The organism is Lactiplantibacillus argentoratensis, from assembly GCF_037290055.1.
In the GTDB taxonomy this organism is placed as follows: domain Bacteria; phylum Bacillota; class Bacilli; order Lactobacillales; family Lactobacillaceae; genus Lactiplantibacillus; species Lactiplantibacillus plantarum.
This window is the reverse complement of the sequence record NZ_CP147647.1, coordinates 1049220-1063476: the sequence shown is the minus strand read 5'-3', so window position 1 is coordinate 1063476 and position 14257 is coordinate 1049220. Positions and strand designations below refer to the sequence as shown.

At 47.7% G+C, this 14257-nt stretch carries 6 protein-coding genes, 13 tRNA genes, 3 rRNA genes and 1 pseudogene; 6 read left to right on the top strand and 17 right to left on the bottom strand.

Annotated elements, in window-relative coordinates; translation table 11 throughout:
- The first annotated feature begins 306 nt into the window (after positions 1–306).
- The 4 genes and pseudogenes from hemH to V7R88_RS04955 all read left to right on the top strand — a co-directional run bounded on the left by hemH (position 307) and on the right by V7R88_RS04955 (position 4884).
- The gene (gene hemH / locus V7R88_RS04970; RefSeq protein WP_013355428.1) at positions 307–1281 is read left to right on the top strand and encodes a ferrochelatase; all 975 of its coding nucleotides are present in this window, start codon (positions 307–309) and stop codon (positions 1279–1281) included.
- Positions 1253–2577: pseudogene (locus V7R88_RS04965) on the top strand (Nramp family divalent metal transporter). The gene hemH and the pseudogene V7R88_RS04965 overlap by 29 nt, the downstream one beginning before the upstream one ends.
- An 838-nt stretch (positions 2578–3415) precedes the next feature.
- Positions 3416–4252 carry a metallophosphoesterase family protein gene (locus V7R88_RS04960; protein WP_054396699.1) on the top strand — a complete coding sequence of 279 codons (837 nt, stop codon included), beginning with the start codon at positions 3416–3418 and terminating at the stop codon, positions 4250–4252.
- 113 nt (positions 4253–4365) lie between these two features.
- The gene (locus V7R88_RS04955) at positions 4366–4884 is read left to right on the top strand and encodes a GNAT family N-acetyltransferase (RefSeq protein ID WP_003643199.1); all 519 of its coding nucleotides are present in this window, start codon (positions 4366–4368) and stop codon (positions 4882–4884) included.
- A 191-nt stretch (positions 4885–5075) separates the two neighbouring features.
- Here the strand turns inward: V7R88_RS04955 and V7R88_RS04950 are convergent, their stop codons facing one another.
- On the bottom strand, positions 5076–5597 hold the full coding sequence (locus V7R88_RS04950; protein WP_054396697.1) for a hypothetical protein: 522 nt from the start codon (positions 5595–5597) through the stop codon (positions 5076–5078).
- Between the two features lie 194 nt (positions 5598–5791).
- Between V7R88_RS04950 and V7R88_RS04945 the strand changes: the two genes are divergently transcribed.
- Entirely contained in the window at positions 5792–6865 is a 1074-nt protein-coding gene (locus V7R88_RS04945; protein WP_054396695.1) for a guanine permease, read from the top strand.
- Between the two features lie 2 nt (positions 6866–6867).
- Complete coding sequence (locus V7R88_RS04940) at positions 6868–7410, top strand: phosphoribosyltransferase family protein (protein ID WP_338816523.1); 543 nt, start codon at positions 6868–6870, stop codon at positions 7408–7410.
- Positions 7411–7793: 383 nt separating this feature from the next.
- Here V7R88_RS04940 and V7R88_RS04935 read toward each other — a convergent pair.
- The 16 genes from V7R88_RS04935 to V7R88_RS04860 all read right to left on the bottom strand — a co-directional run bounded on the left by V7R88_RS04935 (position 7794) and on the right by V7R88_RS04860 (position 13949).
- A tRNA-Leu gene (locus tag V7R88_RS04935) sits at positions 7794–7878 on the bottom strand.
- Between the two features lie 55 nt (positions 7879–7933).
- Positions 7934–8004 (bottom strand) — tRNA-Cys (locus tag V7R88_RS04930).
- Positions 8005–8026: 22 nt separating this feature from the next.
- Positions 8027–8098 (bottom strand) — tRNA-Gln (locus V7R88_RS04925).
- A gap of 7 nt (positions 8099–8105) precedes the next feature.
- Positions 8106–8178 (bottom strand) — tRNA-His (locus V7R88_RS04920).
- Positions 8179–8183: 5 nt separating this feature from the next.
- Positions 8184–8257, bottom strand: a tRNA-Trp gene (locus tag V7R88_RS04915).
- 8 nt (positions 8258–8265) lie between these two features.
- Positions 8266–8348 (bottom strand) — tRNA-Tyr (locus V7R88_RS04910).
- Positions 8349–8353: 5 nt separating this feature from the next.
- Positions 8354–8426, bottom strand: a tRNA-Phe gene (locus V7R88_RS04905).
- A gap of 55 nt (positions 8427–8481) precedes the next feature.
- Positions 8482–8554 (bottom strand) — tRNA-Val (locus tag V7R88_RS04900).
- A 4-nt stretch (positions 8555–8558) separates the two neighbouring features.
- Positions 8559–8631: transfer RNA gene (locus tag V7R88_RS04895), tRNA-Glu, on the bottom strand.
- Positions 8632–8652: 21 nt separating this feature from the next.
- Positions 8653–8742 (bottom strand) — tRNA-Ser (locus V7R88_RS04890).
- Between the two features lie 18 nt (positions 8743–8760).
- Positions 8761–8833: transfer RNA gene (locus V7R88_RS04885), tRNA-Asn, on the bottom strand.
- 6 nt (positions 8834–8839) lie between these two features.
- A 5S ribosomal RNA gene (rrf, locus tag V7R88_RS04880) occupies positions 8840–8956 on the bottom strand.
- Positions 8957–9027: 71 nt separating this feature from the next.
- Positions 9028–11948 (bottom strand): 23S ribosomal RNA (locus V7R88_RS04875).
- 159 nt (positions 11949–12107) lie between these two features.
- Positions 12108–12180, bottom strand: a tRNA-Ala gene (locus V7R88_RS04870).
- 41 nt (positions 12181–12221) lie between these two features.
- Positions 12222–12296, bottom strand: a tRNA-Ile gene (locus tag V7R88_RS04865).
- An 86-nt stretch (positions 12297–12382) separates the two neighbouring features.
- Positions 12383–13949, bottom strand: a 16S ribosomal RNA gene (locus tag V7R88_RS04860).
- Together the 16S, 23S and 5S rRNA genes with 13 tRNA genes alongside form the textbook arrangement of a ribosomal RNA operon.
- Positions 13950–14257 lie beyond the last annotated feature (308 nt).

The window sequence follows — 14257 nt, the reverse complement described above, 5'->3', positions numbered from 1 at the left end:
AGTCCACCCAGCAATCGTCTTTTGATGCTGACGACCTGAAAACGAACATGGTCATGGCTTTTGCTGACATTTCTGAATCTACTTTTAAAGTACGATCCAGCCGACGACACCGATTTTTGAACTGCAACAAAACCAAATATCAATTTCAGATCTCTTGCTAGCCCGGCCAGTTGCTAGCAAGAGATTTTATTTATTTCAGCAGTAAATTGATTATCACTAGATAATCGAATAAATAAACCATTAACCCCGTATACAAGCTGACGATTATGCTATGATTAATTTATCAAGAGCATTGGAGGGGTTTCTATGCACCCAGGATTATTACTCGTCAATTTAGGCTCCCCGGCATCCCCACGGACTAAGGATGTCAAAGCATACTTACAAGAATTCTTAAGTGATCCAAGCGTCATCGAGATGCCAGCCGCACTCTGGCAACCGCTGTTGCGTGGTATTATCTTACCGACCCGTTCTTGGCGTTCGGCCACCTTTTATCAGGATAGTTGGCTCCCACAAGGCTCACCATTAATCGTCTACAGTCAAGCCATCTGCCAACAAGTACAAGCAGCATTACCCGATTGGGACGTCCGACTAGCAATGACGTACGGTCAACCCGATATCGGTGCGACCTTGAAAGCCATGGTTGCTGATGGGTGTGAAAAGCCAATTATTTTACCACTTTTTCCGCAATACACCCAGAGCACGCACGGCGGCATCCATCGTCAAGTTGAAGCAACTGGATTACCACACACCTTTATCGACAGTTTCTACGACCAACCGACCTACATTCACTTACTAGCAACCAAAGTCTGGCAAAGCTATCAGGCGCATCATTATGATGCGGTCATCTTCAGCTACCACAGCATCCCCACTGCAATGGTACGCCATGGTGATCCCTATCAACGAGAATGTGAGGCAACGACCAAAGCTGTGTTGACGGAGCGACCAGAATTACCAGCTGATAAGGTCATTACGGCGTATCAGTCCAAGTTCGGACCGATGCCGTGGTTGAAGCCTTACTTAAAAAATGAGCTCATGCAGTTGGTCGAACTTGGCAAACGCAACGTATTAGTAGTTACGCCATCCTTTGTCGTGGACTGCTTGGAAACCCTCGAGGAAGACTACGTTCAAAATTATCAAACCTTTCGGGCAAGCGGTGGTGATCGGTTTGACTTAGTACCACCGATGAATAAGGATACCGGCTTCAGCCAATTTCTGGCTGACCTCGCTATCCAAAAGCAGGAGGCGTCGAACCATGCAATCGCATCGTCATCAAAGTCTTGAAGAAATCAATCAGAGCGTCGCGGTTCCCGACGTTCATCAGACGGCCTTTTGGCGCAAATTTTTAGCCTATAGCGGTCCCGGTGCACTAGTGGCAGTCGGCTATATGGATCCCGGCAACTGGTTGACATCCCTAGCCGGTGGCGGTCAGTTTCAGTACCGGCTTTTAGCCGTGCTCGCATTAGCCATCATTGTCGCCATGTTCATGCAAGGCCTGGCAATCAAGCTAGGCGTTGTGGCCCGGCAAGATTTAGCACAAGCCATCGCCAGCAAGCTCCCCCGGCCCGTACGTTACGCCGCGTGGATTTTAAACGAAGTCGCGATGATGGCGACTGATATGACGGGCGTCATCGGCACCGCAATCGCCTTAAAGATGTTATTCGGCTTACCACTACTTGCAGGGATATTACTAACGATTGCGGACGTCTTAGTTGTCTTGTTGTTTTTAAGATTCGGTATTCGGCGGGTCGAAGTGATCGTGCTCGTCGCTATTTTGACCGTCGGCATTATTTTTGGCATCGAAGTTGGGCGGGCCCACGTTCAATTCGGCAACGTGTTGCTCGGCTTAGTTCCGACACCATTGATCATCAAAAACCACACTGCACTAGTCCTCAGTCTCGGAATCTTGGGCGCAACCATCATGCCACATAACTTATACTTACACTCATCGCTTGCACAAAGCCGGCGTTATGATTATCATAACCCAGCCCAAGTCACAGAAGCACTGCGCTTCGCCAATTGGGACTCAACAGTGCACTTGATTGCGGCTTTTCTCATCAACGCACTTTTGCTCGTCCTTGGTGGGACGCTTTTCTTCGGTCACACCAACGCGTTAGCGAGTCTGCAGGCCGTCTTCGATGGGTTAAAAAGTACCACCGTGGTTGGCGCCCTTGCTAGCCCGGTCATGAGCTGGTTATTTGCATTAGCCCTGCTAATTACCGGACTAATTTCATCCATCACCAGCACCTTAGCTGGTCAGATCGTCATGGAAGGTTATTACACATCCGCCTACCGCTCTGGCAACGTCGGCTGCTTACTCGCGCTGTCACACTAATTCCGATTCTGATTATCGGTATGTTAGTCGGCTTTAGCGACACTGCCTTTGAAAACCTGATCATCTACGCGCAAGTGGCACTCAGCATCGCCCTTCCCTTTACCTTGTTGCCACTAGTTGCGTTGACAAATGACGCCGGCCTGATGAAGACCCACGTTAATCGCCCGGCGGTAACGTGGTTGGGATATGGGCTGGCCGGAATTATTACGGTGTTGAATATTTATTTGGTGTATAGCTTGTTTTGAGATGAGATCCATTCACATAGCTACTTTGACTTCAGCACTAAACCAAAGGCCGTCAACCGCGAAGCATATACGCAGGTTGATGGCCTTTTGATACTCCAACTCAATTATCGTGGATACTAATTTCCCAATTTTTAGCGATAAATAGTCATACCCCGCAATGTATCTTCTATCAGACAGTATCGCAACGTTATCACTAGTTGCTATGCTAGGTAAAAATTCCCCAGTACAACCCGCACCCATGAATCGCAACAGTCCCAATTGCTAAAATGACCATTTTAGCCAAGCTACATGCCCAATATCAATGGTGCTGGCTCGAATCATATTACTAAATAACATTGAAAAAACAACAAAACACTAGTCAAATTAATTGCCAGCTTTAGTCGAGGCGAATCCGTTACGTTAACTTTTTTGTAAGGTGTCATCATTTATCCAAAACCTCTTTCACAAACAATTAGTTTAATCACTATATTTAGAAGCAATCCATTCAGTTTAAACAATATCACACCATATGTAAGTCACCTTGAACTCTGGGCAATTACATGTGTGGTAACCCACCCGCATTCCATGCACTGATACAATTAAATGATACCAACCAAACTAATCATAAGGCACTATGGTAAAATAAAAACCGTGATTATCGCAAGGATAACCACGGCACGAAACGAATTGGCTTGAATATACGTGCTATATATTACTTCGTTTCATACCCATTATAACAGATAAAAGTTACGATGGCTTTTCATAGTGGTTACATTCATAAATTTTTAAAACCCACGTTTACCAGAATAAAACATCTCACCAAAATTTAGATTACATAGTAGAAAGGAAGCATCTCAACATGGTAAAAATTGCAGTCCTATCTGACGTTCACGGTAACGCCACTGCACTCGAAGCAGTCTTAGCAGATGCCCAAACTCAAAATGTTGATGAATACTGGACAGTGGGTGACATGACCGTCCGCGGCCCAGAATCGGAGCGCTGTCTCACCTTACTTGACCGCGTTCACCCCACTGCCTACGTTCTCGGAAATCACGAGGAAAACTACCAAAAAGTAATGGCCGCCAATCCCAACACGTTCACCAAGCCCAAACAAATTATGGCAACGGTTCTCACCGCTTTTGATCGGCGCCAACTGAGTTCGACACACTTTGAACGGTTACTGAACTTACCAATGACAGTCATCAAACACGTTGGCCCGTTAACTATCCGTCTTCAGCACGTTTTACCGACCGTCGCTAGTGGACACGCGCTCGCGCCGACTGCCAATCAGGCGAACTTTGACCAAGCCGCTGAAGGCGATGTCGATATCGTCATCTACGCGCACACGCACCAGCCCATCATGCGCTACGCGACCACGGGCCAGCTGATTCTAAACGCCGGGACGGTTGGTCTCCCGACTGCTGTTAACTCCCACCTACGTCAACCACGTGCTAATTACTTGCTCCTGACGATTGACGAGACTGGTCTTCAGCATGTTGATTACCGCGCCGTGGATTTCGATTGGCAGCGGGCAATCACGATTGCACACAACACCCACTTACCCTACTTCGAATTCTATGAACAAACTTTACGGACTAATGCTTACCAGTACGCACCGAGTGCGGTCGCGGCATATAATACGCAACATGACATGGCTCAAGAAGCGCGCAAGATTTTACTTGAAAATCGTCACTGAAAATCTCCTAAGAATCGGGAGAAAATAGTTTCATTTTTCTAGAAATTCTGTATACTTTTAAAAGTCGATTACTGCTTCGGCGGCAATCACTGTTCAAGAGAGGAGCTAGAATTATGTACTTTAAAAAAGCGACCCTCGATGATCTCGATACGATCATCGACATTCTGAGTGACGGGCGGAATCAACTTGCTGAAGCTGGGGTCAACCAGTGGCAAGGCGATTACCCGTCGCGCAAACAAATCACGGCCGACATCATGCAAGGATCAGCATACTTATTCAATGCCGACGACAACGCAACGGTCGGTGCTGTCGCTGTCGTACCATCACCAGACGAAACTTATGATACTGCGAAGGCCGAATGGTTAAATACCACGGCACCTTATGTCGTGATTCACCGAGTCGCGATTCATTCTAGCCATGCGGGGCATGGTTATGCCACTCAATTATTCGAAAAAATCATCGCTCATATTGCTGCGGATCATCCTGAAATCAAGAGCATCCGTATCGATACGCACGCCGACAATCAAGCGATGCAACACCTGATCGCAAAGATGAACTTCAAGCGAGTTGGCGAAATGGTCGGTGTCTACCATGTCGATGACGTTTGCTATGTCTATGAAAAAATGCTGTAATTAATCTCTGAACCTGACCACTTGTGGCGGGTTCTTTTTTTACGATCAAATCCAATCAGTCATGCTAAATGACTACTCGTTTGCGGCAGTTGTCACAGCTAAGTCCTTTTGCTCAGCAAATACACAACGAGTGGCTGTTTGATTCTTATAACCGGCGCACTAGTTGCAGCCCGATTAAGACAAGCTTGGCTTCATTTTTGTAACAAAGTCGCCAGTGCTGCATACCGTTTGCGCCAGTCCAAAATAGTTAGCGACTCACAGGGTTGCGTTAATAGCCAATCCAACTGTGCTTGCCGGTCAGGCTGATCTAAGAAGACGTAACTCCGCGGCGTAACAAAGTTTTCAAACTGACGACGTAACTGTGCCAACGGAATGTTAGGTAAGGTTGTAAAAGCCGTAATCGGTAACGCCAATCCGACTTTAGCTCCTTCAAAATAAGCCGCGGTGGTTGTGGGCGCGTCATGCTGTAACAATGCGCCCACAAGCGCTAATTGTTCAGGCACGAGTTGCAGGCCCTGATCACAATGCAAAAAGAGTTGAATTCCCCCATTAGCCCCTGTCGTATAGACAAATGCTTGAAACGGACGTGCAAAAAAACGCCGACGATATTCCAGAATCTTGGTGCCATTGATAATCGCTTGTGTTGGTTCTGGATGCAACGAAAATAATAATGTTGGCCGCTTTGGCAAGTAATAATCTTTAATCGTTGGCATGGTGCCACCCCTCCTTCACTAATTAGCACTAAGTATACCCCATTTGCGAGCGTGCGCCAACTAATCGTGATTCGTGAAAACACGAACTATAAATAGTTAACAAACAATATTATTCTGACTTTGTCCTAAATTTGCTGGATTTAAACCCTAATCAGTCGTATATTATTCGTATAAACAAAAAAGGCGGTATTAATATGCATTGGTTGGCGGATCTATTGGCAGCAATCGGGGTCGTTTTGAACGGGATCCCACAAGGAATTATGGCGATGAGTCTTGGCTTTGCGGTCTTTCCGACTGCATTCTCATTTGGATTAGTTGGTTTGATCAACGGAGTGGCTGGTTCCGTTGCACCGGTTTCATTTCAAGCGGAGTCCCTCGCACTAGTCGGGCATCTGGGACATAATTTACGCGAACGGTCGTCGATCATCTTTTTAGGTGCGAGTCTAATGTTCGTGATTGGCCTGACTGGCACTCTGCCGCTCATTGTTCACAGCCTGGGCAATCAGCTTATGGCAGCAATGATGGCGGGCGTCGGGTTAATGTTGGCTAAAATCGCATTACAAATGGCGCATGAACAGCCTCGATTTGGCTGGCTGTCAATCGGCTTGGCGGCTACGACTTATTTGATCAGCAAAGATTTAGTATGGACAATTGCCGTATCAGTGATTGGGACCAGCTGTTACGCAGCGACGACGCATTATCGCGTCACACTACCGGAACACGTGACGACCCGCAAATTACAATTTGTCAGACCACAGTTCAGTTTTAAAATCATGCGAGGTGCGCTAAGTCTAGCTTGTCTTAATATCGGCGCTAACCTCTCGTATGGCCTAATTACTGGCCAAATGACGGGACGGCACCCCAACCCGGTCAATCTAAATCTACTGACTAGTAGTCAGGCATTAGCAGACCTAGGAACTAGCCTGCTGGGCGGTGCACCAGTCGAAACGATTATTTCTGCGACGGCCAGCGCACCTGAACCAGTAATTGCGGGTATCCTAATGATGTTGATCATGATGCTGATTCTTCTACTAGGATGGCTGCCGAAACTCGGGAAAGTCGTCCCTAGCAGTGCGATTGCCGGTTTTCTGTTCATCTTAGGAACCATTGTCATTTTCCCGGAGAATGCCGCCACCGCCCTGCATGGCTCGTTAAACACTGTTGCCGGTGTGACCCTCGTCGTGACCGCCCTTGTCGATCCATTTGCAGGGCTAATGACCGGAGCACTACTAAAATTTGGATTGCCATTAATTGGATTGGGGTTATAAATATGCAAACTTATCAGTTAACATTAGGAGCACTAACACGTCAGTTACCATTGATTCGTTTAAACGCCACGACCAGCATCGCTTCTTTCGTCCTATTGGGCGACGCGGAATTAACTGACTATGCCGCCCGTCAACTCAGTCAGCGGCTAAGCACCATTGAATTCGATTATCTAGTCACGATGGAAAGTAAGGGCATTCCGCTAGCCCAGGCGCTAAGCCAGGCCACGAACCACCCCCGCTTTATCGTTTTACGTAAGAATCGTAAGGACTACATGCAATACCCGCTTAGTGAGCCGGTAGCGGCGATTACGACCAGTACCCCACAACAGCTAGTTTTAGACGGTACTGACGCCGCACTGATCAATCATAAGCGCGTCATCATTATCGACGACGTCATTAGCACTGGGGGCTCGTTAAACGCCGCCAACGCCCTCCTACACCAAGCTGGCGCCCAAGTGGTCAAGCAGATGGCAATTTTAGCAGAAGGCGCCGCCAGCGAACGAACAGATATCGATTTTTTGGCACCGTTACCATTATTTGACTAGCTGCGGTTCAGAAACACATTACAACTCACTAGCGAGTCACAAAGCAGAACAAGCACCATGGACTTAAACCAACTACTTCAGTTATCACCGAGTGCAACGAGCAAGTTTTAGATGGATGGATTCGTTTTAAAGACCTACCATAATATGAAAAGCCCTATGTTAGCATGATTTATGCTAATACAGGGCTTTTCGATGCTTACGAGACTATTTCTACGTTCATATTCATGCAATGCTAATATTGTAAATTTATTCTTTGCAATTGGAAAGTTCACCCAAAAATCATTTTGCCTATTTTCGCATGATTCTAAGAATACAAAAAAGCCGTTATATCAACGATATAACGACTTCTTAAAGGTACTTAGAGCTTCCTGAAAACCTCTTAGTACCGGCGATCGGGGTCGAACCGATACTCCCTCAACGGGAACTGGATTTTGAGTCCAGCGCGTCTGCCAATTCCGCCACGCCGGCAAAATAATAACTAGATGGAACATAAATCTGATCAGGATTATAACCTTTTCAGGAAAGGCGGTAACCGGATTTGAACCGGTGATGAAGGTTTTGCAGACCTCTGCCTTACCACTTGGCTATACCGCCATCATTTATTGCCCAAACCCAACTGGGTTAGCTGGATTCGAACCAGCGCATGATGGAGTCAAAGTCCATTGCCTTACCACTTGGCTATAACCCAATCAAAGGGCGGTAGGTGGGAATCGAACCCACGCGTGCCGGAGCCACAATCCGGTGCGTTAACCACTTCGCCACTACCGCCATCATGGCAGGGATAGTAGGAGTTGAACCCACACCGACGGTTTTGGAGACCGTTGTTCTACCATTAAACTATATCCCTATAAAGAATGGAGGGGAGTGGATTCGAACCACCGAACCCGAAGGAGCGGATTTACAGTCCGCCGCGTTTAGCCAGACTTCGCTACCCCTCCATAAATGGCGCGGGACGGAATCGAACCGCCGACACATGGAGCTTCAATCCATTGCTCTACCGACTGAGCTACCGAGCCATATCATTCTTCATGATGGAGTCTATTAAATTATTGATGAGTAACTCTCATCAGATGGAGGATACAGGGCTCGAACCTGTGACCCTCTGCTTGTAAGGCAGACGCTCTCCCAACTGAGCTAATCCTCCATAATGACCCCTACGGGATTCGAACCCATGTTACTGCCGTGAAAGGGCAGTGTCTTAAACCACTTGACCAAGGGGTCATATTTATTATATCTAACTAACGGAGAGTAAGGGATTCGAACCCTTGAAACAGGTATAACCCGTTTACAGCATTTCCAATGCTGCTCCTTCAGCCACTCGGACAACTCTCCATGGCTTACCGTAGATAACTCCGACAGGCGGGCTCGAACCGTCGACATCTTGATTAACAGTCAAGCGCTCTACCAACTGAGCTATGTCGGAATAATCGCATGGCAACGTCCTACCCTCGCAGGGAGCGATCCCCCAACTACTCTCGGCGCTAAGAAGCTTAACTTCTGTGTTCGACATGGGAACAGGTGTATCCTTCTCGCCATCGTCACCACACTATTGAGAAACTTGTGCTCTCAAAACTAGACAATATCAAATATCTTCATATGAACCGGAACACCAATTACTTGGTTAAGTCCTCGACCGATTAGTATTAGTCCGCTTCATGCGTCACCGCACTGCCACTTCTAACCTATCTACCTGATCATCTTTCAGGGGTCTTACTTCCATAAAGGAATGGGAAATCTCATCTCGAGGTGTGTTTCACACTTAGATGCTTTCAGCGTTTATCACATCCATACGTAGCTACCCAGCGATGCGCCTGGCGGCACAACTGGTACACCAGAGGTATGTCCATCCCGGTCCTCTCGTACTAAGGACAGGTCCTCTCAAATTTCCTACGCCCGCGACGGATAGGGACCGAACTGTCTCACGACGTTCTGAACCCAGCTCGCGTACCGCTTTAATGGGCGAACAGCCCAACCCTTGGGACCGACTACAGCCCCAGGATGCGATGAGCCGACATCGAGGTGCCAAACCTCCCCGTCGATGTGGACTCTTGGGGGAGATAAGCCTGTTATCCCCAGGGTAGCTTTTATCCGTTGAGCGATGGCCCTTCCATACGGTACCACCGGATCACTAAGCCCGACTTTCGTCCCTGCTCGACCTGTCTGTCTCGCAGTCAAGCTCCCTTGTGCCTTTACACTCTGCGAATGATTTCCAACCATTCTGAGGGAACCTTTGGGCGCCTCCGTTACTTTTTAGGAGGCGACCGCCCCAGTCAAACTGCCCACCTGACACTGTCTCCCACCACGATTAGTGGTGCGGGTTAGAGTGGTCATACAGCGAGGGTAGTATCCCACCAACGCCTCCACCGAAACTAGCGTTCCGGTTTCTATGGCTCCTACCTATCCTGTACAAGCTGTACAAACACTCAATATCAAGCTACAGTAAAGCTCCATGGGGTCTTTCCGTCCTGTCGCGGGTAGTCCGCATCTTCACGGACAATATAATTTCACCGAGTCTCTCGTTGAGACAGTGCCCAGATCGTTACGCCTTTCGTGCGGGTCGGAACTTACCCGACAAGGAATTTCGCTACCTTAGGACCGTTATAGTTACGGCCGCCGTTTACTGGGGCTTCAATTCTGAGCTTCGCCGAAGCTAACCCATCCTTTTAACCTTCCAGCACCGGGCAGGCGTCAGCCCCTATACGTCATCTTACGATTTTGCAGAGACCTGTGTTTTTGATAAACAGTCGCCTGGGCCTATTCACTGCGGCTGATCTTGCGATCAGCACCCCTTCTCCCGAAGTTACGGGGTCATTTTGCCGAGTTCCTTAACGAGAGTTCACTCGCTCACCTTAGGATTCTCTCCTCGACTACCTGTGTCGGTTTGCGGTACGGGTAGTTAAGTACTCACTAGAAGCTTTTCTCGGCAGTGTGACATCAGACGCTTCGCTACTAAATTTCGCTCCCCATCACAGCTTGTCCTTAAAGTGAAAAGCATTTGACTCTTCACAAGACTTACTGCTTGGACATTCTAATCCAACAGAATGCACATCTTAGCCTCCTGCGTCCCTCCATTGCTCAAACGCACTTAACTAGTACAGGAATCTCAACCTGTTATCCATCGTCTACGCCTCTCGGCCTCGACTTAGGTCCCGACTAACCCTGGGAGGACGAGCCTTCCCCAGGAAACCTTAGTCATTCGGTGGATAGGATTCTCACCTATCTTTCGCTACTCATACCGGCATTCTCACTTCTAAGCGCTCCACAAGTCCTCACGATCTTGCTTCACCGCCCTTAGAACGCTCTCCTATCACGCGACCTAATGGTCGCATCCATGGTTTCGGTAGTATGCTTAGCCCCGGTACATTTTCGGCGCAGGATCACTCGACTAGTGAGCTATTACGCACTCTTTAAATGGTGGCTGCTTCTGAGCCAACATCCTAGTTGTCTATGCAACTCCACATCCTTTTCCACTTAGCATACATTTAGGGACCTTAACTGATGGTCTGGGCTGTTCCCCTTTCGACGGTGGATCTTATCACTCATCGTCTGACTCCCGGATATGAATCAATGGCATTCGGAGTTTATCTGAATTCAGTAACCCAAGACGGGCCCCTAGTCCAAATAGTGCTCTACCTCCATGATCCTAATTCCGAGGCTAGCCCTAAAGCTATTTCGGAGAGAACCAGCTATCTCCAAGTTCGTTTGGAATTTCACCGCTATCCACACCTCATCCCAGCAATTTTCAACTTACACGGGTTCGGTCCTCCAGTGCGTTTTACCGCACCTTCAACCTGGACATGGATAGGTCACCTGGTTTCGGGTCTATAACCTCGTACTAAAATCGCCCATTTCAGACTCGCTTTCGCTACGGCTCCGACTTTTTAGTCTTAACCTTGCACGGGATCATAACTCGCCGGTTCATTCTACAAAAGGCACGCCATCACGCATTAACGCGCTCTGACTTATTGTAGGCACATGGTTTCAGGAACTATTTCACTCCCCTCCCGGGGTGCTTTTCACCTTTCCCTCACGGTACTGGTTCACTATCGGTCACTAGGTAGTATTTAGCCTTGGGAGATGGTCCTCCCGGATTCCGACGGAATTTCACGTGTTCCGCCGTACTCAGGATCCTGAACTGAGAGAATTTGATTTAATCTACTGGGCTATCACCATCTATGGCGGATTTTCCCAAATCCTTCGACTATCAAGTTCTTTGGTAACTCAAATGTTCAGTCCTACAACCCCAAAGTGCAAGCACTTTGGTTTGGGCTGTTCCCCGTTCGCTCGCCGCTACTTAGGGAATCGAAATTTCTTTATATTCCTGCTGCTAATGAGATGTTTCAGTTCACAGCGTTTACCTCCAACTAGACTATAAATTCATCTAGTGGTAACAGTTGATTAAAACTGCTGGGTTGCCCCATTCGGAAATCTCCGGATCATAGCTTACGTACAGCTCCCCGAAGCATATCGGTGTTAGTCCCGTCCTTCATCGGCTCCTAGTGCCAAGGCATTCACCATGCGCCCTTGTTAACTTAACCTCATTTACCTAACGGTAAATGCGATTAATGAGTTTAGCGATAATTAAACTTCAATAAAAAACTCAAAAAACGCGGTGTTCTCGGTTTCATTATGAAAAAATATATTTGATATTATCTAGTTTTCAAAGAACAAGTTTCAATGACGACTAACGTCGTCAATGGAGAATAGCGGGATCGAACCGCTGACCCCCTGCTTGCAAAGCAGGTGCTCTCCCAGCTGAGCTAATTCCCCATGAGGTATTCAACTTATGGAACCAACTGGTTCGGTTCCAATGGGCCTAAATGGACTTGAACCATCGACCTCACGCTTATCAGGCGTGCGCTCTAAACCAGCTGAGCTATAGGCCCAAAAAACGCTTATTAAATTGAGAGTTAGACCTCTCAAAACTAAACAAAGTTTCGAAGAATGTGTAGGTTTCCGTAATATTCCTTAGAAAGGAGGTGATCCAGCCGCAGGTTCTCCTACGGCTACCTTGTTACGACTTCACCCTAATCATCTGTCCCACCTTAGGCGGCTGGTTCCTAAAAGGTTACCCCACCGACTTTGGGTGTTACAAACTCTCATGGTGTGACGGGCGGTGTGTACAAGGCCCGGGAACGTATTCACCGCGGCATGCTGATCCGCGATTACTAGCGATTCCGACTTCATGTAGGCGAGTTGCAGCCTACAATCCGAACTGAGAATGGCTTTAAGAGATTAGCTTACTCTCGCGAGTTCGCAACTCGTTGTACCATCCATTGTAGCACGTGTGTAGCCCAGGTCATAAGGGGCATGATGATTTGACGTCATCCCCACCTTCCTCCGGTTTGTCACCGGCAGTCTCACCAGAGTGCCCAACTTAATGCTGGCAACTGATAATAAGGGTTGCGCTCGTTGCGGGACTTAACCCAACATCTCACGACACGAGCTGACGACAACCATGCACCACCTGTATCCATGTCCCCGAAGGGAACGTCTAATCTCTTAGATTTGCATAGTATGTCAAGACCTGGTAAGGTTCTTCGCGTAGCTTCGAATTAAACCACATGCTCCACCGCTTGTGCGGGCCCCCGTCAATTCCTTTGAGTTTCAGCCTTGCGGCCGTACTCCCCAGGCGGAATGCTTAATGCGTTAGCTGCAGCACTGAAGGGCGGAAACCCTCCAACACTTAGCATTCATCGTTTACGGTATGGACTACCAGGGTATCTAATCCTGTTTGCTACCCATACTTTCGAGCCTCAGCGTCAGTTACAGACCAGACAGCCGCCTTCGCCACTGGTGTTCTTCCATATATCTACGCATTTCACCGCTACACATGGAGTTCCACTGTCCTCTTCTGCACTCAAGTTTCCCAGTTTCCGATGCACTTCTTCGGTTGAGCCGAAGGCTTTCACATCAGACTTAAAAAACCGCCTGCGCTCGCTTTACGCCCAATAAATCCGGACAACGCTTGCCACCTACGTATTACCGCGGCTGCTGGCACGTAGTTAGCCGTGGCTTTCTGGTTAAATACCGTCAATACCTGAACAGTTACTCTCAGATATGTTCTTCTTTAACAACAGAGTTTTACGAGCCGAAACCCTTCTTCACTCACGCGGCGTTGCTCCATCAGACTTTCGTCCATTGTGGAAGATTCCCTACTGCTGCCTCCCGTAGGAGTTTGGGCCGTGTCTCAGTCCCAATGTGGCCGATTACCCTCTCAGGTCGGCTACGTATCATTGCCATGGTGAGCCGTTACCTCACCATCTAGCTAATACGCCGCGGGACCATCCAGAAGTGATAGCCGAAGCCATCTTTCAAGCTCGGACCATGCGGTCCAAGTTGTTATGCGGTATTAGCATCTGTTTCCAGGTGTTATCCCCCGCTTCCGGGCAGGTTTCCCACGTGTTACTCACCAGTTCGCCACTCACTCAAATGTAAATCATGATGCAAGCACCAATCAATACCAGAGTTCGTTCGACTTGCATGTATTAGGCACGCCGCCAGCGTTCGTCCTGAGCCAGGATCAAACTCTCAAATTAATGATGAGTTCTAAAAAGCTCATTTAATGTTGTACTAAAATTTATTTGCTAGCGAATTGACTTCGCAAATGTTTTGCTCTTGATTCAAAATCAAGAGACCCTACACATTTGATTCGTCGAAACTTTGTTCAGTTTTCAAAGGTCTAAATCGTTCGTTGATTACCTCAACGCAACTATTAAAGTTTATCATCATCAGAACAACCTGTCAACATCTTTTTATAAATTATTTTGAATAACTATTCAATGTAAATGTTCACATCGATTCGAATATTCATAATAATGAGTAATGTTGCATATCGCTCTTAACG